The 20137-nt window shown below is 66.6% G+C and carries 32 protein-coding genes and 1 pseudogene; 2 read left to right on the top strand and 31 right to left on the bottom strand.

Translation table 11 applies throughout. From position 1 onward, the window contains the following. Positions 1–126: 126 nt before the first annotated feature. The 17 genes from ACFV57_RS01605 to ACFV57_RS01525 form a co-directional block, all read right to left on the bottom strand. Complete coding sequence (locus ACFV57_RS01605) at positions 127–432, bottom strand: hypothetical protein (RefSeq protein WP_385224508.1); 306 nt, start codon at positions 430–432, stop codon at positions 127–129. A gap of 259 nt (positions 433–691) precedes the next feature. Further along, on the bottom strand, positions 692–859 hold the full coding sequence (locus ACFV57_RS01600) for a hypothetical protein (RefSeq protein ID WP_385224506.1): 168 nt from the start codon (positions 857–859) through the stop codon (positions 692–694). Further along, complete coding sequence (locus tag ACFV57_RS01595; RefSeq protein WP_385224504.1) at positions 856–1368, bottom strand: hypothetical protein; 513 nt, start codon at positions 1366–1368, stop codon at positions 856–858. Before ACFV57_RS01595 ends, ACFV57_RS01600 begins: the two co-directional genes overlap by 4 nt. A gap of 2 nt (positions 1369–1370) precedes the next feature. Continuing rightward, complete coding sequence (locus ACFV57_RS01590; RefSeq protein ID WP_385224502.1) at positions 1371–2300, bottom strand: hypothetical protein; 930 nt, start codon at positions 2298–2300, stop codon at positions 1371–1373. Further along, the gene (locus ACFV57_RS01585; protein ID WP_385224500.1) at positions 2297–2836 is read right to left on the bottom strand and encodes a hypothetical protein; all 540 of its coding nucleotides are present in this window, start codon (positions 2834–2836) and stop codon (positions 2297–2299) included. The genes ACFV57_RS01590 and ACFV57_RS01585 overlap by 4 nt, the downstream gene beginning before the upstream one ends. Continuing rightward, on the bottom strand, positions 2833–3156 hold the full coding sequence (locus ACFV57_RS01580; RefSeq protein ID WP_385224498.1) for a hypothetical protein: 324 nt from the start codon (positions 3154–3156) through the stop codon (positions 2833–2835). Before ACFV57_RS01580 ends, ACFV57_RS01585 begins: the two co-directional genes overlap by 4 nt. Next, positions 3141–3485: a hypothetical protein gene (locus ACFV57_RS01575; RefSeq protein ID WP_385224496.1), complete on the bottom strand. Its 345-nt coding sequence runs from the start codon at positions 3483–3485 to the stop codon at positions 3141–3143. The genes ACFV57_RS01580 and ACFV57_RS01575 overlap by 16 nt, the downstream gene beginning before the upstream one ends. After that, the gene (locus ACFV57_RS01570) at positions 3482–3988 is read right to left on the bottom strand and encodes a hypothetical protein (RefSeq protein ID WP_385224494.1); all 507 of its coding nucleotides are present in this window, start codon (positions 3986–3988) and stop codon (positions 3482–3484) included. Before ACFV57_RS01570 ends, ACFV57_RS01575 begins: the two co-directional genes overlap by 4 nt. A gap of 183 nt (positions 3989–4171) precedes the next feature. After that, positions 4172–4405, bottom strand: coding sequence for a hypothetical protein (locus ACFV57_RS01565; protein WP_385224492.1), 234 nt, complete (start codon positions 4403–4405; stop codon positions 4172–4174). 135 nt (positions 4406–4540) lie between these two features. After that, positions 4541–4882, bottom strand: coding sequence for a hypothetical protein (locus tag ACFV57_RS01560; RefSeq protein ID WP_385224490.1), 342 nt, complete (start codon positions 4880–4882; stop codon positions 4541–4543). Position 4883: 1 nt separating this feature from the next. Then, complete coding sequence (locus ACFV57_RS01555) at positions 4884–5048, bottom strand: hypothetical protein (RefSeq protein ID WP_385224488.1); 165 nt, start codon at positions 5046–5048, stop codon at positions 4884–4886. Positions 5049–5127: 79 nt separating this feature from the next. Continuing rightward, the gene (locus tag ACFV57_RS01550) at positions 5128–5508 is read right to left on the bottom strand and encodes a hypothetical protein (RefSeq protein ID WP_385224486.1); all 381 of its coding nucleotides are present in this window, start codon (positions 5506–5508) and stop codon (positions 5128–5130) included. Between the two features lie 41 nt (positions 5509–5549). Next, complete coding sequence (locus ACFV57_RS01545) at positions 5550–6599, bottom strand: hypothetical protein (RefSeq protein ID WP_385224484.1); 1050 nt, start codon at positions 6597–6599, stop codon at positions 5550–5552. Further along, a complete protein-coding gene (locus ACFV57_RS01540; RefSeq protein WP_385224482.1) occupies positions 6596–7189 on the bottom strand; it encodes a hypothetical protein in 594 nt (197 codons plus the stop codon). The genes ACFV57_RS01545 and ACFV57_RS01540 overlap by 4 nt, the downstream gene beginning before the upstream one ends. Further along, the gene (locus ACFV57_RS01535) at positions 7186–7398 is read right to left on the bottom strand and encodes a hypothetical protein (RefSeq protein ID WP_385224480.1); all 213 of its coding nucleotides are present in this window, start codon (positions 7396–7398) and stop codon (positions 7186–7188) included. The genes ACFV57_RS01540 and ACFV57_RS01535 overlap by 4 nt, the downstream gene beginning before the upstream one ends. Beyond that, positions 7395–7868: a hypothetical protein gene (locus ACFV57_RS01530; protein WP_385224478.1), complete on the bottom strand. Its 474-nt coding sequence runs from the start codon at positions 7866–7868 to the stop codon at positions 7395–7397. The genes ACFV57_RS01535 and ACFV57_RS01530 overlap by 4 nt, the downstream gene beginning before the upstream one ends. Next, a complete protein-coding gene (locus ACFV57_RS01525) occupies positions 7849–8529 on the bottom strand; it encodes a hypothetical protein (protein WP_385224476.1) in 681 nt (226 codons plus the stop codon). Before ACFV57_RS01525 ends, ACFV57_RS01530 begins: the two co-directional genes overlap by 20 nt. A 251-nt stretch (positions 8530–8780) precedes the next feature. On the opposite strand from ACFV57_RS01525, the gene ACFV57_RS01520 reads away from it, so the two are divergent. Both ACFV57_RS01520 and ACFV57_RS01515 read left to right on the top strand, forming a co-directional pair. Beyond that, positions 8781–9545 (top strand): TnsA-like heteromeric transposase endonuclease subunit, encoded by a 765-nt coding sequence (locus ACFV57_RS01520; protein WP_385224474.1) that lies wholly within the window; start codon positions 8781–8783, stop codon positions 9543–9545. Next, entirely contained in the window at positions 9542–11770 is a 2229-nt protein-coding gene (locus tag ACFV57_RS01515) for a transposase (RefSeq protein ID WP_385224472.1), read from the top strand. Before ACFV57_RS01520 ends, ACFV57_RS01515 begins: the two co-directional genes overlap by 4 nt. Positions 11771–11925: 155 nt before the next feature. Here the strand turns inward: ACFV57_RS01515 and ACFV57_RS01510 are convergent, their stop codons facing one another. From ACFV57_RS01510 to ACFV57_RS01445, 14 genes and pseudogenes are all read right to left on the bottom strand, one after another. Further along, complete coding sequence (locus tag ACFV57_RS01510) at positions 11926–12738, bottom strand: hypothetical protein (RefSeq protein WP_385224470.1); 813 nt, start codon at positions 12736–12738, stop codon at positions 11926–11928. 111 nt (positions 12739–12849) lie between these two features. Continuing rightward, positions 12850–13116, bottom strand: a complete 267-nt coding sequence (locus tag ACFV57_RS01505; RefSeq protein ID WP_385224468.1) for a hypothetical protein — start codon at positions 13114–13116, stop codon at positions 12850–12852. After that, positions 13113–13382 (bottom strand): hypothetical protein, encoded by a 270-nt coding sequence (locus tag ACFV57_RS01500; protein WP_385224466.1) that lies wholly within the window; start codon positions 13380–13382, stop codon positions 13113–13115. The genes ACFV57_RS01505 and ACFV57_RS01500 overlap by 4 nt, the downstream gene beginning before the upstream one ends. Then, positions 13379–13612 carry a hypothetical protein gene (locus ACFV57_RS01495; RefSeq protein ID WP_385224464.1) on the bottom strand — a complete coding sequence of 78 codons (234 nt, stop codon included), beginning with the start codon at positions 13610–13612 and terminating at the stop codon, positions 13379–13381. Before ACFV57_RS01495 ends, ACFV57_RS01500 begins: the two co-directional genes overlap by 4 nt. Before the next feature lie 5 nt (positions 13613–13617). After that, entirely contained in the window at positions 13618–14310 is a 693-nt protein-coding gene (locus ACFV57_RS01490) for a hypothetical protein (RefSeq protein ID WP_385224462.1), read from the bottom strand. Further along, positions 14307–14639 (bottom strand): hypothetical protein, encoded by a 333-nt coding sequence (locus tag ACFV57_RS01485; RefSeq protein ID WP_385224460.1) that lies wholly within the window; start codon positions 14637–14639, stop codon positions 14307–14309. Before ACFV57_RS01485 ends, ACFV57_RS01490 begins: the two co-directional genes overlap by 4 nt. Then, entirely contained in the window at positions 14639–15226 is a 588-nt protein-coding gene (locus ACFV57_RS01480; protein WP_385224458.1) for a hypothetical protein, read from the bottom strand. Before ACFV57_RS01480 ends, ACFV57_RS01485 begins: the two co-directional genes overlap by 1 nt. A 510-nt stretch (positions 15227–15736) precedes the next feature. Continuing rightward, a complete protein-coding gene (locus ACFV57_RS01475) occupies positions 15737–16360 on the bottom strand; it encodes a hypothetical protein (RefSeq protein ID WP_385224456.1) in 624 nt (207 codons plus the stop codon). Between the two features lie 13 nt (positions 16361–16373). Next, complete coding sequence (locus tag ACFV57_RS01470; protein WP_385224455.1) at positions 16374–16664, bottom strand: Panacea domain-containing protein; 291 nt, start codon at positions 16662–16664, stop codon at positions 16374–16376. A gap of 223 nt (positions 16665–16887) precedes the next feature. Further along, positions 16888–17118 (bottom strand): hypothetical protein, encoded by a 231-nt coding sequence (locus ACFV57_RS01465; RefSeq protein ID WP_385224453.1) that lies wholly within the window; start codon positions 17116–17118, stop codon positions 16888–16890. Between the two features lie 47 nt (positions 17119–17165). After that, entirely contained in the window at positions 17166–18014 is an 849-nt protein-coding gene (locus tag ACFV57_RS01460; protein ID WP_385224451.1) for a hypothetical protein, read from the bottom strand. Between the two features lie 115 nt (positions 18015–18129). Continuing rightward, positions 18130–18885: a hypothetical protein gene (locus ACFV57_RS01455; RefSeq protein WP_385224449.1), complete on the bottom strand. Its 756-nt coding sequence runs from the start codon at positions 18883–18885 to the stop codon at positions 18130–18132. Between the two features lie 268 nt (positions 18886–19153). Continuing rightward, the gene (locus tag ACFV57_RS01450) at positions 19154–19678 is read right to left on the bottom strand and encodes a hypothetical protein (protein WP_385224447.1); all 525 of its coding nucleotides are present in this window, start codon (positions 19676–19678) and stop codon (positions 19154–19156) included. A gap of 274 nt (positions 19679–19952) precedes the next feature. Further along, positions 19953–20137, bottom strand: a pseudogene (locus ACFV57_RS01445) (hypothetical protein); the annotation flags it as partial.

Below are 20137 nucleotides of genomic sequence, written 5' to 3'. Positions count from 1 at the left end.
TGCTTACGCCGGGCCGTCCGTGTTCCGGGTGCGAGGCACCCGGAACACGGACGGCAAAAACGCAGGACGCAATCGTGCGAGTCGGCACCCGGCAAGGGAGCAGCAGGACCTCCCGCCCGGTATGGACTACGTCATCTGCTCCCCCTCAGCGGGTGAGGTCTGTCCCGCACTGGCAACGTGCGGAGAGTCTGCGGTGGCACAGGCCGTCATCTGCTCGCGCTGGTGCGCCGCGATGCGGAGCATCTGCTGTCCGAGTCGTTCGGCATCGGCAACCGGCATCTGCACCTCGACCTCGCGGCCGATGGCGGTCTTGCCGCCGTCCGTAACCACGACGGTGAAGCGCACATGATGTTCGGCTCCCCAGGACCGTGTGAAGGTGCAGGGGAAAGCGAAGCTGGTGACCTTGGCGAGCCACGCACGTCGGGGACTCATCGCTTACCCTCCGTCCAACGCGAGCACTCAGGGGTGCAGTCGACCGGCATGTGCATAGGAGTTGGCAGGCCGGAGATCAGCCGGACAGCGTCGTAGTGGGCGCCCGCCTGCACAGCAGCGGTCGTCTCTGGGGCCTCCCACCAGTGCCCTCCGCCGTGCCCCTCGTCCGCAGTCCAGCCGACCGGGATCTTCTTGATGCACGGCAGACCGTTCGGGGAGGGGACGGGGCAGGGCATAGTGCCGTCCGAGATGGGGGCGGTCAGCACTCGCTCTCCGTCCAGCCGTAGCCCTCAGCGATGGCGGTGACGACGGGGCAGGCGTCGTCGTACCGGTGAAAGGAGATGACCGTGCATCCGTACTTAGCGGCGATGTTGCGGGCGTTGCTGATCTTGAGGGCGGCGTACATGCCGTCGGTAAACTTGCTCATGACGCGGCGCCGTCCAGCTTGTCGGTAAGGCCGAGGGAGGAGGAGTGTTTGGTGTTGCGGCGTTCGGCCTCCTCGGCTCGGATCAGCCAGAATCCGTCCGAGTGCTCGTCACGGAACCGTCGCCCGATCTCCCAGCCATCGATTCGGGCCAGATCAGACCAGGTCCAGCGCTGCGATAGCGAAGCCCAACCATCTTCGGATCGGTTCATCAGATGCGGCCCGTCCGTGGCTGAGATGCGGACCAGAATCTGATTCCCAAGAGCCCGCAGTCGTCGGCCAGGGGCCTGAAGGACGGGGCAGGTGCCGCAGTCACCGTTCCGCGTGCAGGGGCCATAGCCGCCATAGCGGGCGCGCCGGGTGTCCTGGGATTCGCGCAGGTGGGTGTAGTCCCGCGGTTTGAGTGCGCACTCGTCGCTGACGAGTGCTCCCATCGCGATGGAGATGCGGTTCCAGCCTCGGCCATCCGGACCGCCCGTCCGGAGCGCAGGGGCCGGTAGGTAGATCGGCATGGTCAGTCCCCCGCTTGGCGTACGGTGACGTGCTGGTCGGCGTGGATGAACGCCTGATCGCCAGTGTCCGGATTGATGGTCACGTCGCCGGACTCATCGGCAATGAGGTGGCGGACGGTGAAGTCCCGACGGGGGTCGGACGTGATGACGTCGCCTTTGCGTAGGAGGCGAGGGAGGATTCGGATCTCAGTCACGCGGCCCTCACTTCCGCCAGAGCCACGGTCCACATCATCGCGCCTCCTTGGGCGGGCCGTAGTCGTGCCAGGTGGCGTCCTCCCCCTGGCGACGCACTGCTGGCACTGGCCCGGTGAGGTGGGGTCGTCGCCTTCGGTGTGCTCGTCGGCAAGGTGGCCGCACTCGGCGCAGGCGGGCTTCGCGGTGTGGCCGGTGCAGATCCACGGGTAGAGGACGGTCTTGTCGATCTCGGGTTTGCAGAGGGGGCAGTCCTCGGCGTTGCCGCCCGTGTGTTGCAGTGGCACGGGCATGCCCTCGGACTCCCCCGGCTTGTCGAGGGCGGCGATTGTGGCGCAGGGCCAGCCGATGTCCCCGTGTTCGGCGCACAGGTTGCAGTAGCCGGCGACCTCGTTGCGGACGTGCAGGGCCCGGACGCGGGCGGCAGCTGCGTTTGTGGTGTTCAGCGCTTCGTCATAGCCGTCGACCTGGTTCCGTGACCGACGGATGTTGCGCTTCAAGTACTCGACCGTCACTTCAAGTTCTTCGATTCGCTCTGTGTCGTCCTGCTGTTGCTCGATTTCGTCGGCGACCCGGTCGAGGGCGCCGGAGATGCCGAGGAGGGTGTAGCGCTGGTCGCCGGGCGCGCTGTGGGCGATCTGCTCCAGAACTTCGATGATCTTGCGGGAGGCGTAGCGGATCTGCTCGGGGGCGGGGCGTCGGGGGAGCACGAACGGTTTGGTCGGGCTGTCGTCGGTCACGGCTTCTCCTCGGTGGGCAAAGCGCGGTGGCACGGACACTGGCAAGGGGACTTGCACCATTTGCAAACGGCTGGGGTCATGGCGCCGGAGAGGCCGGTGTGGGACTGGCAGAGCTGCTCGCCGTGCAGGCAGCCGGTGGACAGGTAGCGATGCGGACTCGGTTCGGTGTCTGCGGCGGCGAGGGCGCGCTGGACCACGTCCATGGCGTCGTTCCAGCCTGCAGAGTGCGCCACAGCGGTTTCGACGGGGGCGGGCTGGGGCGGGGCAAGCTGCGCGAAGGTCCAGGCGCGGGCCAGGGCTGCCCGCACCCTGGCGTTCTCGCTCCGCAGGTCGTTGAGCATGGCGTTGGTCGCGGCGTCGCTGATGCGCAGCGCTTCCATCGTCTGTTCGTCGGCTATGGCCATGGCGGCGTCGGCGTTGCGGTACCAGGCGGATCGCATGTGGTCCCACTCGGTGCCGGTTTCGCGGAAGCACCTCGAGCCGGCGGCTTCGGCCATGGCTCGGGCGTACTGGCCACGCAGGCTGTCGTCGGTCACTTGGGCACCTCATCCGTCAGGGACGCCCAGTACTCATTTTCCCTCTCAGTTTCGTGGCGTTCGAATTCTTCGCGTGTGCAGCCGTCAGCGGTGCACGGCCACGGGTCGACGATCCGTTCGACGGGAAGGCCTGCGGGACCGGTCTTGTCGGGGTCCCTCTCTACGATTCGCTGACCATGGGAGCAGTAGGTACCCCACTTCTCCTCGGCCTCGGCGACACGGTCCTGGCATTCGAGTGCCGTGCAGTTCTCCAGCGATCCCTTGTGAACGGTCGGCGCGCCCATCTGGTCGTTGCCGTTGTGCGTCACGTTGACGGCCACTGCTGCTCCTTGGTGTACAGGGCGAGGGCGTCGGCGACTGTGTGGCCGTTGACCGTGATGTGCGGGGCGGCCTCTCGGGCCAGCCGCTCCGCTGTCTCGAAGTCGAAGCGGTGTTTGGCCAGCCAGTCGTCCCGGCGTTCGGACGGGATGGACTCGTAGGACCAGGTGCCGTCGGCGCTCAGGCATTTTCCGAGACGGCAGACGGCCCAGCGGCCGTCACCTCGGTAGACGATCTCTATGTCGAAGGCGCGGGCGTTGATGTCGTCTTCCGTCAGGCAGGAGACGGTGTAGCGGGTGGCCGTGACGGTGACGGCGGGTGTGCCGCTCATGCCGCACCTCCGAAGATCTCGGGGTGGGCGGTCTTCCACTCGGCCCAGGACTTGCTCGGGTACTTGGTGTGCATCTGATGGTCGTCGTCCATGACCTGGTCCAGCGTCATCGCCCCAAGGCGGATGGCGTCGCGCGCGCCGCCGCGCAGGGGCGGGGCCACAGGGGCCCAGTACGGCCCGTACTGCCACGTGACGACGCGGTAGGACCAGTCGCCTTCGGCCCACTTGTGGAAGATTCGGGTGACGGCGTCCACGTCCAGGGGGCGCTGCTCCAGCTTGCGTTTGTACCAGCTGTCGGCGCCGAAGAATTGGACCTTGTAGTGCTCGATGTAGGAGGCCAGCATCTGCGCTTCTGTGTCCGTCGGGCGGGCTTCGGATTCGCGGTCGAAGGCTGCGATGTAGCGCCATGCGGGGCTGGTGCCGGTGACGGGGATGCGTAGTGCTGTGAGCGGGTCGTGTTCGTCGGCGTCGGTGCCGAAGGGCCAGGATGTGGCACGGGGCATGGTGACTCCTTCCGAGGTGTTCATGGTGGGGGGGCGGCAAGGAGGGGCGTTGTCCGGGTGCCGACTCGCGATACAACGTGCGTGAGCTTCTCACGCGGAGTCCTGATAGCAGGGTCCCTGACGGGTGTCTACGCCGGTCTGTGTGGTGCAGCGAATACGAGGCGCACCCGGAGCACGAACGTTTCAGAGGCGCCCGCGGTCGCGAACTCGACCGTAGGGACGGTCTACCTGCCGCCGGACTAGGAGGTCGTGCGCGGTATATCCGTGACGCTCCTTGTCCAGGACGTCAGGGAAGTACGGCTCTGCTTCGGCCAGCAGGGCTTCTGATCGACGCAGGCCGTCGAACCAATCCAAAGCCTCCGTGGGCATGCCGAACTCCAGGGACAGATGGATCTTGAACTTCTTCGTTTCCGGCATGTCGCACCTATCTCCGAATTTCACTTGGTGCCGAAGCGCCTCTGACGGCGCACCCGGAGCTGTCGTCGGTCTGCGCAACATGGAAGAGACCCTGGTCCAGAGCGGGCCCTGCGGAATGGCTGTAGCGTCCCGGTTCTACGCCGTTTCGCGAATGTGGTTTTCTGCGGCCTCACACAGCTCGCAGTACATGCACCGGTCCCAAGAGTCGCGCCACAGGTAGGAGTTGAACCCGTGCGGGATCTGCTGCCACAGCGTTAGCGGGTCACCCGGCTCGGGGGCGTGGTGCTCGTTCGGCATCCCAAGAAACACTGAGGCCAGCTTCTCAACGTCCTTGGCCACGGCCCACTGCCTGCCGCCGCCCTCCAGCAGGATCAGGCGCCTATTCGGGTCGTAAGGGTAGCGGGTCCAGTCCCGGTCGACGATGCCGCGCCGGCCGTCGAGCTGCACGATGTCCTCGTAGTGGATGCGGTCCGCCATGTCACCCCTTCGCCGGTTCTACCGAGATGATTTCTGCCTCAGCTTCGGGCCACATAGTGAGAAAGCTGGTACGCGCCTCTTCGGCATCTTCCAGCGACGCGTAGCGGCGGAGACTGGCGGGCCGGTAGGTCTCGCCGTCCTCCGTGACCTCAATTGCATAACTCACGTGCATCCTCCGGAGACGGGCAGCTCGGCGGTCTTCACTGCGTGGCCTTGAGCGCCACGTCGTGCGTGGTCGCGTCGGTCTAGAACTCGGTGTGGCCGTCGATGAGTGCCTCCACGGCCTGGTCGACGGCCTCGACGGCCTCGCCCCGAAAGGTGATGGTGCCGTTGCCCCACGTGTCGATCGGCTTGAGGTGGGCGTCGCGGCGGGACGAGACGATCGACGGCTCGTAGGTGGACAGGAAGTCGGCCGCCCACTCTTTCGACGCGAACCCGGGCACGCCGATGAGCTTCTCGGCGTTCAGCTCGGGGCTCTTGTAGAATTCGGCCAGCCAGCTGGCGCCGACTGTCTCGCTGACGTCGCCGAGGTACTCGTCGGACGCGGCACCGGGCGTCCGGAACCAGACCTGTTCGCGGCTGGTTCCGTCGTTGGCCGGAACGAGGAAGACGTTGGGGTTGAGCACGGTGGGCTCCTTAACTGCCTGCGGTTGATGGGTGGTTGGGGTCAGGTGCTGGGGTACTGCCGCGTCTCGAACTGCACCGACGCCAGCGGTCCCCACTGGTCGATCACGACGGCCAGGAGGTCGTCGAATTCGATGCCCTCGGCGACCAGGAGGGTTTCCCGCTTGTAGCCGTTGGCCTCGTACACGGCGACCGTGGTGGCTCCCTTGTGCCAGATCGCGAAGTCCGGGCTGCCGTACTTGTTCTGGCGCTCCACGGTGGCGAAGCGGAACGCGAGCTGCTGGAAGTCCTCGCGGTGCTCCAGGTCGAGGAGCAACGGAATCCAGCACTCGTGGTCGCGGAAGTCGGCGACGCGGGCGATCCGCTTGCAGTCCACGCACCGGAACAGGAACGTGCCGTGCGGGTTGTTGTTGTATCCGCGCCCCGTGTTGGCGAGCCGGTGACCGGATTCGTGGACGTAGCGGGAGCGGATCGGGATGTCGGCCTCGACGTCGACCTTGACGAGCTGCCGATACAGGGCGAGGAGCTTGACCAGGCCGTCGCGGCTGAACAGGTGCTCGGCGTAGATCCAGTACCCGTCGCGGTCCTCGGGCGCCTTCTTGATCTGCATGTCGGCGTCGTCGAAGAGCGTGGTCCACAGCTTCCACACCAGCAGCGGCTCACCGGTCAGCGGGTAGTGCGGGTGCTCGTCCGGGCGCAGGATGCCGGCCGCGACGTCGTCGGTGACGAACAGGTTCAGCTTCGCGCCCCGGGCTCCGCCGCCGGTGTACGCCTGGACCTCGAACTTCTGCCAGACGGTGGGGTCGTCGTCCTTGCGCTCGGACCCGGCATGCTGCCAGGTGAATTCGAGCTGGTGGTCTCGGCGTATCGCGTCGATGAGGTCGATCACGGGGTAATACCCCTCGCTTTCGGTGTCGTGCGCTTCCGCGCAGAGTTCACAGATGAACCCACCAGGAACCCGGTACTTCCGGGTGCACGGGTGGTCCTCGTAATGGCTCGGGCAGTCCTCGTTGGCGCACCGGAAGTGACAGCACGCCTCGGGCTCAGGCCCGCCGTCCGGCCACTTGGGGCCGACGTAGACGCTGCGGGTCACGACGCGTCGTCCGCGAGCCAGTAGGCGTTGTAGCCGTGCTGGAAGCGGAACGGGCCGTTCGCCTGCCGGATCAGCTCGACGGCGTCGTGGAGGTTGAAGGTGCGCGGGCTCAGATCCGCACGCGCGGTGCTCTCGGTGCTGCGCAGGTATTGCAGCAGGCGGTACTTCGCCTCGTGGAACGGCAGGCCGACCGTCGACCCGCCCGGCAGACCGTCGGGCGTACGGCACCAGCCAGCCGAGAGCCGAGGTGCACCCGGGACCTCGGGCCCGGCCCAGTACGCGTCGATCGCCTCGCCGACGCGCTGCTCGAAGACGCGGTTCCAGACGAACGTTTCGTGCGACATCTCGACGTAGGACTTCAGCGCGGCGTCCGCTGCGTCAGTGGACGAGGGTTCGGCGAAACGCTTGGACCAGTCCCACCCTCCGTCGTGGAAACCATCGTCCATGCTCCGGCCCGACCACATGCGGCCGACGATCCACCGACCGTCTTTGCGGGTGCCGAGGAACTGGCCGTAGTACCTATCGTCGTAGTGCTTCTGCCGGGCCTGATGGACAACCGTCCAACCCTCGGCTCCGACCGTCTTGCTCATTCGGGATTTCCGTCCGTCTCTCCGCGGAAAATATCCGCGGCCTCTTCACTGGACTGGGCCGTGATGACTTCACGGTCGGCCGTGTAGGCGTCCTCGCCGTTCCACTCACGGACTGATCCGGTGTGGTCGCCTTCCAGGACGGCGGCCACCATCCGGTATCCCGAGTTATCGCACTGGAGCCCGAATACGGTGTAGACGGTGAGGGTCATCGCGTCAGCTCCAGGACATGGTCGGTGGCATGACGGATGTTGACCCGCATCCTTAGGCCTCCGCAGGTGTCCTGGCAGATCAGAAGGCCGGTGGCGTAGCCGAGGCCGCCGTAGCCCTCAGAGATGTGCTCGGCGCCGAGTACGCGGTAGAGACCACCGCCGAGGCGGAACAGAGTGCCGGCCTCGATGCCGCAGGCGTACGTCCAGCAGTCGGCGGCGTAGTACGCAACGGCCGTATCCGGGATTTCCCACGGGGAGCGGTAGGTGCCCTCGATGCCGGGGCCAGCCACCAGGTTGGAGACGTCACCCAGCAGTCGGCCGGCGTCGTCGACGACCTCCACGACGTAGGGGTACTTCCGGCACGCGCGGATTTCTGCTGCGTCCTTGGGGTCGAATTCCCACCAGGGCATGGCTTCCGGCTCGTCCGGGCACATGATGCGGACTCGAATTTCAGGCAGTCGCAGTTTCATGCTGGTTCTCCTTCCACTTCGCGTACATGTCGGCCGCGGGACCGGGGACCAGCCAGGGAAAGGTCTCGGCCCACGACCGGTACTCATCGGCCGGTGTCTCGTCCCAGGAACGACCGGGTTCTGCGGTCGGTCCGGCGAGGAGTATCGGGTTCGCGCGCAGTTCCAAGATCGTCTGCTTGCAGTTCCGCTGGTAGTGCAGCGCCTCCTCCGCGAACCGGACCCGGTACTTCGCGGTATTGCAGGCGTTGCAGAACCGCTTCTTACGCCCGGACATTTTGTGGATCACCATGACGTTGGCCGGCGGCGGGTAGCTCCCGTGCTGTCCGAGGCACTGGTAGACCCCGTAGTTGTGCTGGGGCCCATCCTTGTGCACTATGGAGAACTCGGTGATGATCTCGAAGTCCTCCCTCTCCTCGACGAGTTCGGCCAGCGGAACGACGTGGCTGCGGGTGTACTCCGGGTGGAGGAACGCCGCGTACGGCTGGGCAACGTTGCGTCGATAGTGATTCCCGTTGTGCTTGCGGAAGTTTTCGATCGGGCCGTAGTGGTGCTCGGTGAATCCGTCCTCGGTCTCCACAGTGATGCGCACCCAGTCACCGACCATGAAGCGCTTGTAGTGCTTCTCGACCGTCTTCTTGAGCCGAAGCTCGGAAGTTGTCACCAGCGGGACCACCTGAGCTGCTGAATCATGGCGGCCGAAGCAGCCCGATTGTCACCAAGGAGGCATCCGACTTGTCACAGACGCTCATTCAGCAGTCTTTCTGTCACCAGAAACGAAGATCGGGAGCCTGGGGTTCTCCGCGGCGCTTCCATAGGCTCATGGCCGCTACACGTGCTGGGTCGGGAAGGGTAGTCGAAGCCGCTGACACGGGATCCGTCTGGTCGCATCGGTGCAGCTGGGAGGACCTTTTCGTGCTGACGAACGTCGACGCGGGCAGGTCCGGCCTGGAGCTGGGCGACGGCTGGACGAGACGGTGGACGGTCTCATGGCGGGCAGGCAGGGACGATGCGTCCTGTTCGGTGCACGATCTCGTACAGGAGCCGGTGCTCACGAGCGCCCCAATGCGGCACTTCACCTGGCGCCGGGACCAAAGGCACCGTCCTGGCCTGCAGTTCCTGACCAGCACGGGCCGTCACCACGGCGCGGAGAGCCTGGAGGAGAGCCGGGTGCTGCTGGCCCTGGACTTCGCCGGCGACGTGGTCGACGTCATCTCGCAGCCGCTCAAGATCTCCTTCGTCACCTGCGGGAAGCGTCGCTCTCACACCCCTGACTACCTGGCGGTGACCCGCCGCGGCGTCTGGCTGATCGACGTACGCCCCGAGCCTTTGATCAAGGAGGCGGACCGGGACTCGTTCGCCGCGGCCGCCGAGGTCGCCGTCGCCTGCGGCTGGCGCTATGCGGTGGCCGCCTGCTGGCGCGAGCACGCCTTTGCGGGGCTGGACGCGATGGCGTCGCGGCGCCGGCTGAGGGCCGATCCGCTGGGGCTGCGGCCGGTGCTGCTCGCCGAGGCCGCCGGCGGGCGGAGGTTCGGCGAGCTCGCGGCGGCGACGGGCTGCGAGCCGGTCGCCCGGGCCCAGCTGCTGCACCTGCTGTGGTCGAGGCAGCTGGGCGTCGACCTGGCCGGCCCGCTTCAGGACCGCTCGCTCGTGATGCCCGCCGGGGAGGCGGGCCGGTGACCGCGGCGGCGGTGCTGGACCTTTCCCCCGGCGCCGGGCTGGTGCTGGACGGGACGGAGTGGACGGTCGAGCGCCGCGAACCGCACCTGGGCCGGGCGCAGTTGGTGAAGGGCGACGGCACCCGCGAGCGGGTGACGTTCCGGTTCCTGGCCAACCATCCGCAGTGCCGGCCGTCGTCGCGGACGTCGTCGGTGGGGGCCGACCGGGGCCGCCAGCGCAAGGCGTCCGAGGACCTGAAAGCGGGCCGGCTGGAGCTGACCGAGCTGCGGATGGCTCACCTGCTGGAAGTGGCGACCGGGTTCCGCTCCGGTGACCCGTTCCACCCGGGCCCGGGCGAGCCGCGAGTCGAGTACGACCCGAGGAGGACGACGCTCACCGAGCGCCGGCACGCGAAGGTGGCGGAGCTTGCGGCCCTGGATCCGCAGCACGCGAAGTTGCTCGGTCTGGGCTCGGTCGGCTACCGCACGCTGATCCGGTGGGAGAACGCCCGCCGCCGGTTCGGGCTGGCCGGCTGCGCGGACGACCGCTGGCTGCGCCGCAGCGGCGGAACCCGGACGGTTTCCGAGGAGGTGCGGGAGGGGGTCCTGGCGGTCCGCGAGGAGACGCAGCGGATGGCGAAGGTGTCGATGCGGACCAAGGACCGCATGATCCGCCAGTACGTCCGTGAGGAGTTCGGGCCCGAGACGAAGGTGCCCAGCTACGACACCCTGCGCAGGCTCTGGCAGGAGTGGTTCGGCCCCGGCGGGGCCCGGCAGCGCTACGCACGCTCGGCCGATCTGCCGGAGTCGCAGGGGCACGTCCTGGTGCACCGGCCGGGCCAGGTCGTCGCGCTGGACACCACGGTGCTGCCGGTGATGGTCCGCGAGCACGTCTTCGGCGATCCGGTGAAGATGCACCTCACCCTGGCCCTGGACGTCTGCACGCACTCGCTGGTCGCCTTCCGGCTGACGCTGGTCTCCGACACCTCGGTGGACGTCGCGATGGTGCTGCGGGACGTGACGATGCCGCTGCCGATGCGGGCGGACTGGGGCGAGGACCTGGAGTGGCCCTACCCCGGCCTGCCGGCGGCGGTGGTGGCGGAGTTCGCCGGGCACGCGGTGGCCGGCCTGCCGTTCTTCACCCCGGAGACGGTGACCACCGACCACGGATCGGTCTATCGCAACCACCACCTGGTCGAGGTCGAGCGGGTGCTCGGCTGCCAGGTCCTGCCCGCGCGGGTGCTGCGGCCGACCGACAAGGCCGCCGTCGAGCGGGCCTTCGGCGTGATCCGCCAGCTTCTGTTCGAGCACCTGGTCGGCTACACCGGCGTCGACGTCGCCGACCGCGGGGCCGACCCGGCCGGGGATGCGGTGCTGACGGCCGACCAGCTCGAGCACCTGATCGCGACCTGGATCGTCGGCGTCTGGCAGAAGCGCAAGCTGGGCGAGTACGCCCCGGCCTGGGATCCGGACGGCTCGCACAGCCCGAACTCGGTCGTTCGCGCAGACCGGCTTCGCGATGGACATCCCCTCCCCCGAGCTGTTCTACGAGCTGCTGCCCGCCCACTACGTCCGCATCGACAAGCGCCGCGGGGTGAAGATCCGCGGACTTTGGTACGGCGACATCGAGGTCCTGCGGGACTACCGCGGCCAGCTGTCGACGCGGGGCGGCAAGCACAAGGGCAAGTGGCTCATCCGCCGCGACCCGCGGGACCGGCGCCAGGTGTTCTTCCAGGACCCGCTCAATCGAACAAGCCCTCGACGTCATCACCGCCGAACTCCTCGCAGGCCCCGCCATCGACTACCAACACCGACGCGAGGCCCTCGCCACCTGGACGCTGGAACCCCAGAACTGGCAGCACATACTCACCCAGCTCCCGGGCCTCACCAGCCATCGAACGCCCCTCCGCGACGACCGCAGACGCCTGGCCGTCAGCGCCTACATCTGGACCCGCGTCACCGAAGGCGAGCCCGACTTCGCGCCCTGCCCGCCGCATATCGCCTCCGACCCCGAACTACGCGCCGTCTGGATCCGCGAGCGACACAACGTCTTCCACTGGCTCCGCAAAGTGGAGCCCCAGCCCTACTACGGTGCCCTCAAGCCGCTGCTCGAAGACCACGCCGAGCACCTGGCCAAGGCGATCGACAGCCACCCAAAACGCCATCAGTGACAACCAGCCTGCCTATGTGACAACTACCGCGCTTCGGCTCATCACTTCCACGTCTCCTCCGAGCCGTTTCCGGTGATCCAGGCGTCTCGCACTATCCCGTCGATGTCGTACCTATCGGGGTCGCGCTTCTCCCATCCCAGTTCTTCCCGAACCTGCTCACGCATCTCGCGCATGGTTGCGGCCATCGTTTCCCTCCCTGTTCTCGCTAACGGATTGGATGAACATTCGGAGCTACTCGGGGCCCGGCGTGATGAATTCGGGCTCGCCTCCCTCGGGCTGGTAGCCACCGCCCACGACGTCCGTCCAGGAATAGCCACCCGGACCGCGTAGGGTGTCGGGGGAAAGCCGGTCCGGGTCGAAGGTGACGCGGACGGTGCCACGCACGCGTACCGAGTGACCGGACCCGCTGAGCTGGTCGAGCACGAGCAGCTCCGGGTCGGTCCACTGCATCGTGCTCTCGGGGGCCCGGTCGTTCCAACGCATCTTGCCCACGGCCTCGTACACCGACTTCACGTCGCCGCGCCACAGCACGTACAGTCCGCCGCCGTAACTGGCGTGCGCCACCAGCTCCCGCAGCGCGCCAGCGTTGTCCCAGAAGTCGAGGCCGGCCGCGGTGCCCAGCGTTCGTGCTGCGTCCTCGGTCTCCTCGTCGGAGAATCGCCACGGGTCCGCCCTGGCCTCGCCGTCGAGTCGGTAGCGGAACAACTTGTCGCCGGTCGCGCGCATCAGGTCGCTGATCGGGTCTGACTCGTCGCGCTCTTCGATCGCCTCGATGACTTGGTTCAGGGCATCGTGCTCCTCCAGGAAGTTCCGCGCTTCCTGGGCCAGCAGGTTCTCCAGGACGTGTTTCGTCCCGTGCCACCTGTTCTCGGACTCCCAATCGATGTCCAGCACGTCTTCGTCATCGGCGAACAGCTTCTGAACCTGCTCGTCGGTAAGGCAGTCACCGCGCTCGATATGGATCAGCCTGTACTTCTCATCGAGGCGCGATACCACCCGATCCGCCGCAGCCTGCGCGAGATCGGATAACAGAATGTCGGCCATCGCTTCCCTTTCTGTTTTCGGGACAGAATGTTGAGTGCCCGGTGCGGGAATCGAACCCGCCGGATGCTGCATGGGGGGACAGCATCCGCTACTCGTCGACCGGGCCAGCTTTCATGTGTCGACTGTCACGTCCTCCACGTTGTCGATCAGGATTGGGCTGGAGTCTCCAGCCTCACGAACGTAGGTCTCGTACGCCTCCTGGCAGGCAGCCCGGTGTGTGTCCACCAGGAAGGAGGCGGCCCACCCGTTCTGTCTGTCGGGTAATTCCTGGTAGACCTCGACGTGGAGTTCCCTGCGATCTGCGTCGTCGGGAACTTGCCGGGACGACTCGATGATGAGATTTCCGTCGCGGCTCCAGCGGCCAATCAGGAGGATCACGCGTCGTCCTCGTCCTCGGGCCGCATGTACACCTGCTCGGGTTCACGGTCCCGGCAGTCCCAGACGCTGTTAGCGTCCAGTTCCTGACCCAGGGCCCGAAACGCCTCGGGCTCCGACTCGGCCTCGACGAGATGCGTGAAGGCGTTGTGGTCCCGGTTGCCAGCGACCACGCCCTCGATCATCGCCTCGGACAGATCCACGCCCACGTACTCCACGTTGAGGCCGTTGCCGTCTTCCCAGACGCCGTCCATCGTGTATTCCGTCACGACTGTCTCCCCTTGGAATGCATCTCGGGCTCAAGGCAGTTATCCTCGTGTTCCTCAAGCAACTGGCGGGCGGTGTTGATGAACCCGAATACTTCGAAGAGACGAGCCATCGTCTTCGCCTCGGTGCAGTCGAGATCGGCGCCGAACTTCCGGCTGTCGGGGTCGACGGTTTCGCACCACTTGTCGACGAAATCCTGGGCGGCCTGGAGCCTTCTCTCCAGTTCGAGCATGTTTCCTACCTCTGCTTGGTCTCGCGGAACTTGATCTGGCCCTTCACCTGGACCTGGTGGGAGTGCTTGCTGTCCGCCGGCACAGCACCCCTACATGTGTCGCAGATGAACGTGTGCTTCTCCCAGGGCTGTTCGCAGTAGAAGCACGTGTCGCCGTCGTACCTAGGCGTGGACAGCAGCACGGTGCGCCGCGGGTTTCCCTCGGCGTGCACGGTGGCGTAGTCGTGCGGGAACATCGCGGCGGCTTGGAGGACGTTGTCCTCCGTGATGAACTCCGGGTGCGAGAGCCCCCACCGCCGCAGTTCGTCGGCGATCTGCTTGGCCAGGGCTCGGGGCAGCTCGTACTGGCCGCGGACCCACCGGGTCAGCACGGCCTCGCTTGGCGATTTCTCACCGAGGACCAGCCACTTTCCGCACTTGTAGCCGGTGCACCGCTCGTCGGAGATGACCCCACGCTCTCCGCCCGGCAACTCGGCCAGCTCGGTCTCGCACATCTCTTCCATGACCGGCTTGGGGAAGTTGTCGGAGCCGTAAGAGCGCTTGTCGTCGAAATCGACTCTCTCGTTCTTCGCCGCGCGTTGGACTGCGTCCTCGTGTGGCTTACCTCTCTGCACCTTGATGCCGGCCGTGCGCATCGCCTTGAGAGTGCAGCTCGGGCACAGGGTTTCGGCTTGGTAGGTGTAGCCGACCACGCTCATCTATCCCCCTTGCTCTCGTTGGCCGGCGCGGCTGCTGTGGCCTTCGCGCGGGTCAGGGGAACGTTCAGCCGCGCGGCCTCGCGCTCGGCCAATGCCTCTCCGGACGCGTACTTACCGCCCTCCAGGGTGCGCGGGTCCACGTGGTCCTTGAGCGTGTGCAGATCACCGTGGTTCTCGGTCAGGGCGAAGGGCCAGGTGTCCGCGATACCGATCACCTGCTCGCGCTCGATCACCAGTACGTCACCGTCCTGGATGTCGTCGCGGCACTGGACGGCGCCGTACGCCTCACCTGTGCTGTAGAAGGTCCACACCTTCGGCTCGTCCGGCATCAGTACGCCCCCTCGCATTCTTGGAGGCGGTAGCGGCCGGCGAACAAGTTGAAATGCGTCAGAAGATCGATCCACGTATCCCGGACATTGTCGGCGATCCGCTCGCGGATCTCGATATCCAGCGGCACGACAACCGAGCGGGACCACCAGGTGGGCAGGTGGCGGCTGTTCTCCACGAAGCGGACCTCGGCGCTGGGGATGCCGCGGGCGTGCATGGCGCGGGCCTGATCGCGCATCTCCTCGAACCGCAGCGACTGAATACCATAGAGCTGCTTGCCCTCCACGTAGACGTAGAACCGGCCGGGCGTGTGGGCCACGGTACGGGCCACGCCTATTTCGTAGATGTCGCAGGAGTAGTATCCGGTGTGATCGCTGTAGAAATTCATCCACCCGAGTGGGTTCGGCATGGAGTATTCTTCGCCCGTTTCCGGCGACAAGAGCTGACCGAAGCCGTTCTCCAAAACTCGGACGGGCATGAGCTTGCCGGTCAGCCTCATGAAGTTCATGCACTCGGAGGCACCGAGCTTCACTACGACGATTTCACCGGGCTTGGCGTAGTGCTTCTTCGGACGCTTGTAGTGGCACATCAGTTTCCCCTATCGGCTCAACAGTGGGTAGCGTCGAAGAGTTCAGGGCGATCGTTTCCGCCACGCCCTCTAGTTGTCGGCTTTGGTCGCCCGTTGGAGCAAACGGTGTGTGGTCGTTCTCCGAAGCCTTCACGTTGACGAAAACTCGGCCGCGCCATTCATAGGTGGGCTGCTTCTCCGGATACCAGCGAGGGAAGTCGAGGGCGCTGTCGAGGAACTTCAGCGGTCATGCCAGCGAGTCTCGTGGCGTGGATCTCGTGCGCTGGCCTGTAATTTTCCCAGTCGCTGTCCGGTCCGGCGGGACGCCGCTGGATCTGCGTGCGGTAAACGTCCCTGCCGTTGCGCGCGTCGGCCTCTCCCACCTTCCAGGCAACTGATCTTTCGAAGACCAGACCGGATCAGCTTCGCTGATCAGGCAGGAAAGGCCCCCCACCGGCCGAGCATCATGCTCAGCCGGTGGGGGGCGTTGCAGAATTCACCGGCCGACGCCCGGAAATGAGCTCCCGTCGGCTACGGCTGGATGCTGCCGTCCGGCACGAGGATCGTGATCCGGTCTTGGCACAGCTGCTGGCCGCCGTTCGAAAAGAGAGCAGTCAGGATTCCTGCATCCGTGCCTTCCTGGTCGGGCCCGGACTTCAGCCGAACCTCGGCGTGCGGGTCGCCGGTGTAGCTCGGCTTCGACGCATCGATGGGCTTGACCGCGCAGCGCAGTCGCTCAAGGCGCGGCATCCGGTCTGCCTCATGTGGACCGATGATCCGGACCTCGACGTCGTTGGTGAACGTCAGGGGGCGCCAGAGGAACTGCGGCTCCTCGCGTTGTTCTTCCACCGACACGCTCTTGGGCACGACGACGTCGCGTTCTTCGAGGGTCGTGTAATCGTAGGTGCCGGTGTTCGGGTCCTCTGTCGTAAGGGCTGCCTTGTAGTAGGAGCCGTCGGCGCGCTTGACCAGCTTCTGCACAGGGTCCGCAACGTAGACGATCTTCGTGTTAGCCATGGCAGCGCGCTTCTGGGCGTTTTGCTCCTTGATGTGGTTGAGCCAGAGGAACACGCCACCGCCCAGGGCGGCAATTATCGCGATCGTGATCGCCCGGTTACGCAGGCGTTGACGCTGAGGTAAGGGTGTGCTGTACACGGCGCCGGCTCTCTCATTCTGGGCGTGGTGGGGTGGTTTCGACGTCGCTGCACACGCGCAGCTCTTCGGCGAAGAAGCCAGTCTGGACGGTGAAATAGTCCTGGTGCAGCTCTTGGAACTCAGGGCAGACGGGCCCGGAGGTCCAGTTCCGGGTTGCTTCCGGGAACAGGGCTTCGCCTCCCCCGGCGAGGTGCCAGCTCTGGCAGTGATAGACGAGCTTCCGGAGCTTCATCGTCGTCATCGCCGGGCGGTCGGGGCTTTCCTCAGCATGCTTCTGCAGGAGGTACCCGGCGACGTCGAACACTGAGAGGGGAATTCGGGAATGTGTTGTACGCCGGCCCTGACGACACCAGATAGAGCAGGTGCGACAGGTTGAGTGCGACGGTCCGAGAGGTCTTGGGCCGGGTGGCCATAGGGTGTTCCTGGTCTCTTCGGGGCCCGGTCTCGATGGGGACACGGGGCCGGCCTCGACGGCCCGCGTGCGCCCCCGGAGGGTGCGTGGGATGCCCCGGGGGCCGCGCTGCGTGTCAGTAGCCTTTGCGGGCTGCCTCACGGGCCTGAGCTTCGGCGTCACGGGCGGGGATAGTGGCGAGGAGTTCGCCGGGGTTTGCGGCCCTGGCGAGGCGCTTGGTACGGGCCGGGTCGGCGTACAGGGTCCACACGTCGCCGCCCATACGCGGCCAGTAGCAGAGCTGCCAGAACCGGCGGTTGTCGTAGCAGAGCTGCCAGGAACGCGGGCCGGACGGGTGCGCGCTCACACCGGCCGGAAGGTCCGGCAGTTCCGGCGCGGGACCGTATGCGCGGTCTAGAGGTGTTCGGCCGTCGCCGTGATGGCGACGCGCACCGTGTGCGGCCACCGATGCCCCTCGGGCAGCATCGGCGCCCATTCCGTCCACTGTGCTTCGCTGCTCGTGCCGCCGGTGTAAGGCGCCCAGGCAGCGCTGCGCGCGTAGTTGAAGCCGAGCCGCATCAGGTGCCATTCGGCGGCGGTCTTCAGTCCTTCCGTGTTCGCGCCGTCGGTGATGGCGTCCAGGTAGATGCCAGCAGGGTCGTTCTCCCGACCCGCCGCGCCCCGCTCCGTGAGCGGGATCATGTAGCGCTCGGTCGTGCTGCCCTCGACGGTCATGAGCCGCAGCGTGGCGCCCCCACCGGCGAGCGGGTAGGCCATCCGGATTTCCGCGACGGTCGGCAGGGCGGCGAGTTGGCCCGTACGCATCCGCTCTAGCCGCTCGGTCGTGGTGGCTGACATGTGGGAACGCTCACCGCCTTCGGCGGCCGGGCGCCGCGCGGTAATGCGCGCACGGGCGTCTGGGTCACGAGTTGCCGGCGCGGCGGCCTTCTCCCTCTGCTGGGCAACCGCGTTCACCGCGAGCGCGAGCGCGCCCTTACGCTTCGTGCTGTCGGATCCGACCTGTCTGCGCTCGCCCTCCACCTCCCGCACCCTCCAAAACAGCGTGCCGCGCTCGCTCACCTGAAAGGCTGCGTACGTGGCCTGCGGGAACCGGACCCCGCCGAGCGTCTCGCCGGGCAGCACGAACAGCCAGCCGTCAACGCCGAAGTCGGCGCCGTCGGGCTTCTTGCCGTTGGTCGGCGTGTACCGGGTGTATTCGGGCTCGGCGGTCTCCCGGACGATGCTGCGGACCTGCGTGGTCATGCTGGGTTTCCTCTCGGGTTGCTGCCGTGGGCGCGGGCGTGTGCTGCGTGCCCCCTGCCGGTCTCGAACCGGCCGGTCCGCCCGCACCCGCCGCAGGGTCGGGGTGCCATAAGGGCTAGAAAGGGGGGCAGCACAAGGGGCCGGTGCACGCGTGCGCGGCCTGGCGCTCGCGCTCGGCCTGATCGCTGCGCATCATGCGCATCATGCGCATCATGCGCCGGGCGACACACGGCGCATTGTCACACGTGGTGTGCCCCTTCAGAGCGTCGGTGGAGTCGTCGAAGACCTCGATCAGCCCGTAGTCCTCGCACCAGCAGCACAGCGGCCCCGGGGCATGCAGGCTCTCGCCGTCCACGCACCTGATCCAGTTGGACGAGTCGTACCAGGCGCCCTGCCCCTCGGCCTCGATCCACTCGATGGCGCGCGCGCAGTGCAGACAGGTGTACTCAGGCTCCGGCACCGTCAGCCCAAAGTGGTCGGCCACAGCGGCAGCACACTGCCCGGCCTGCATACCCGCGTTCGCCGTGGGCTTGCGCTCGTCGCCAAACCCGTTGAACACGAATCGGGTTGACTTGTCGTCGGTGACCACGGCAGCCACGGCCCACAGTGCAGTCGTGGGCAGGTCGTAGTGACCGGCGAACCGGCGGCCCTCCGGGGTGCGGGCGGTAGGGTCGGCCACACAGTGGATCCACACACGCGCACGCCCCGGAACGCTGCACACCAGGTACTCCGTAGGCAGCCCGCGCCACGGCTGGTCCACGTGGTGCACGATCCCGAGTGCTTCGAGCGCGTCACGGAGCATGGCGCCGGTGTGGCCGTCATACGTGGGGTGCGTCTTGGTGAGGCTGGGGCGCGCGGTGAGCGTGGACATGGGGGGTCTCCTCGGGTTGGTTCGGGTTCCGTGACCGTGGACGCCTCGGACAGGTGCAAGGCGCCGTAAGGAGGTTGGGGCGTCAGGCGCCCTGGCCGGTCAGGCCGCGCACGGTGCGGTAGGCGGGGATCAGGTCCCAGGTGGAGCCGAGCCGGTACCACCAGAAGAGTCCGTCACGGTCGCGGCGTGCTTCTGCAGGCTGTACTCGGCGACATCGAAGACGGATGTCCGGGACTCAGCCATGGCTTTGCCCTTCATCCCGCTTCGATCACCACCAGTGCCGGAACAGGTAGTCGCCACGCGGCAGCTCGCCGCGGCGGATGAGGTCGCCGAGGACCATCCTCAGCGACGGCGAGAAGGCGCGATCGGCGAAGAACCGGTCCGCGAACACGGCGTTCTGGAGGTCTTGCGTCGCCGGCGGGTTGGCCTCGACGGTGGCCAACACGCTCTCGTCGGCGACGCGGATGCTCAGCCAGTAGTCCAGCTCTGTCATGCCGGTCTTGAAAGCGCTCTCGCCGGTGTGGGAGTCCCAGCCTAGGTAAATCTCGGTGTTATCGAAGGCTTCGAGTGCCTGCAGGTAGTCTTCGTCGGAGGTGAGCTTGTAGAGCTTCACGCTGTCATTGCCAATGTGCTCGTCGTCCCGCTGGCATCCGCGCACCGAGCTGTACGGCTTGCCGTAGATGCGCTCGGCGACGGCTTCGATCGGGATGTATCCGTTCTCGGCGGTCGCATGATCAGCGTGTGGCTCCAGCATGTAGATGCTGCGGGGCGTGTATTCGGGTGCATCGGGCATGCCGGAGCCTCCTACGGGTGGTCCGGTGGTGATTGCAGGGATGAGCGCATGCGGCTCACTGTCCGTCCCGCGGGAGGTCCGCCAGGTGGTGCTTCAACTCGGGACGCCGTTCGGACATCACTCCGAGGCGGTACACGGCGGCGATCTTCTGCTCTTTGCTGATGGGAGGCATGGCGTCTGTTTTCTGCTTCTGAAGGGGAGAACGAGAAGCCTCCGCACGGTGTGATCCTTGCGGGGGGGGCTGATGAGGCGGATGTGCTGTGCGCCTGTTGGGTCATGATGACGCCAGGGCCCCAGAGAGATCGATCTTCCGGCCTCGGGCAATCTCGGCGGTCGGGACGACCATGCGGAAACCGCCGGCCGGGTAGCTCGGGTGGTCGGAGCACACCACGGCACACGTCCAGGAGCCGGAGTGGCGCTTGCGCGGCATCGGTTCCTCCTCGACGCCCTCAGGCAGAG

Origin of the sequence: Streptomyces sp. NPDC059788, from assembly GCF_042732265.1 — a bacterium.
Taxonomy (GTDB): domain Bacteria; phylum Actinomycetota; class Actinomycetes; order Streptomycetales; family Streptomycetaceae; genus Streptomyces.
This window is presented reverse-complemented; position numbering and strand designations above follow the sequence as displayed.

Coding starts and splice junctions, on each gene's coding strand:
- ACFV57_RS01605 (WP_385224508.1), bottom strand. CDS start 432: ATGAGTCCCCGACGTGCGTGGCTCGCCAAGGTCACCAGCTTCGCTTTC.
- ACFV57_RS01600 (WP_385224506.1), bottom strand. CDS start 859: ATGAGCAAGTTTACCGACGGCATGTACGCCGCCCTCAAGATCAGCAAC.
- ACFV57_RS01595 (WP_385224504.1), bottom strand. CDS start 1,368: ATGCCGATCTACCTACCGGCCCCTGCGCTCCGGACGGGCGGTCCGGAT.
- ACFV57_RS01575 (WP_385224496.1), bottom strand. CDS start 3,485: ATGAGCGGCACACCCGCCGTCACCGTCACGGCCACCCGCTACACCGTC.
- ACFV57_RS01570 (WP_385224494.1), bottom strand. CDS start 3,988: ATGCCCCGTGCCACATCCTGGCCCTTCGGCACCGACGCCGACGAACAC.
- ACFV57_RS01565 (WP_385224492.1), bottom strand. CDS start 4,405: ATGCCGGAAACGAAGAAGTTCAAGATCCATCTGTCCCTGGAGTTCGGC.
- ACFV57_RS01560 (WP_385224490.1), bottom strand. CDS start 4,882: ATGGCGGACCGCATCCACTACGAGGACATCGTGCAGCTCGACGGCCGG.
- ACFV57_RS01540 (WP_385224482.1), bottom strand. CDS start 7,189: ATGAGCAAGACGGTCGGAGCCGAGGGTTGGACGGTTGTCCATCAGGCC.
- ACFV57_RS01535 (WP_385224480.1), bottom strand. CDS start 7,398: ATGACCCTCACCGTCTACACCGTATTCGGGCTCCAGTGCGATAACTCG.
- ACFV57_RS01530 (WP_385224478.1), bottom strand. CDS start 7,868: ATGAAACTGCGACTGCCTGAAATTCGAGTCCGCATCATGTGCCCGGAC.
- ACFV57_RS01510 (WP_385224470.1), bottom strand. CDS start 12,738: ATGGCCGACATTCTGTTATCCGATCTCGCGCAGGCTGCGGCGGATCGG.
- ACFV57_RS01495 (WP_385224464.1), bottom strand. CDS start 13,612: ATGCTCGAACTGGAGAGAAGGCTCCAGGCCGCCCAGGATTTCGTCGAC.
- ACFV57_RS01490 (WP_385224462.1), bottom strand. CDS start 14,310: ATGAGCGTGGTCGGCTACACCTACCAAGCCGAAACCCTGTGCCCGAGC.
- ACFV57_RS01485 (WP_385224460.1), bottom strand. CDS start 14,639: ATGCCGGACGAGCCGAAGGTGTGGACCTTCTACAGCACAGGTGAGGCG.
- ACFV57_RS01480 (WP_385224458.1), bottom strand. CDS start 15,226: ATGTGCCACTACAAGCGTCCGAAGAAGCACTACGCCAAGCCCGGTGAA.
- ACFV57_RS01460 (WP_385224451.1), bottom strand. CDS start 18,014: ATGACCACGCAGGTCCGCAGCATCGTCCGGGAGACCGCCGAGCCCGAA.
- ACFV57_RS01455 (WP_385224449.1), bottom strand. CDS start 18,885: ATGTCCACGCTCACCGCGCGCCCCAGCCTCACCAAGACGCACCCCACG.
- ACFV57_RS01450 (WP_385224447.1), bottom strand. CDS start 19,678: ATGCCCGATGCACCCGAATACACGCCCCGCAGCATCTACATGCTGGAG.